Genomic DNA, 320 nt, shown 5'->3' on the forward strand with positions numbered 1-320 from the left:
CTTGCGCCCCGGATACCGGAAGCGTCTCGGCCTTGCTGGCGGTAGAAGTGGTTCGATCAATGCCCACAATTCGTCGTCGATGATTGGCCTGGCCATCTCCTCGCTCCGCTCGTCACAACGGTCGAGGCTAACAGCTTTGCGTTTGAGTTAAGGAAGGTCTGCAGAAGTCGTTTTCGGAGCGATGATCTTCCACATCCATCGCAGCCTGAAGGTTGATAACATTTTTGGTGCGGAGATCGCCTAGTACTGCCACCTGTCAGGGGCTGTGCCGGCGAAACATATGGCGACACCGGCCATATTTCAAGATTTTCGCAAAGCTC

The 320-nt window shown here is 54.7% G+C and carries 1 pseudogene; it reads right to left on the reverse strand.

Annotated features, from left to right (window positions below):
* Positions 1-96: pseudogene (locus C0Z16_RS37265) on the reverse strand (IS5/IS1182 family transposase); the annotation flags it as partial.
* Positions 97-320 lie beyond the last annotated feature (224 nt).

It is taken from the genome of Paraburkholderia rhynchosiae, from assembly GCF_002879865.1.
Taxonomy (GTDB): Bacteria; Pseudomonadota; Gammaproteobacteria; order Burkholderiales; family Burkholderiaceae; genus Paraburkholderia; species Paraburkholderia rhynchosiae.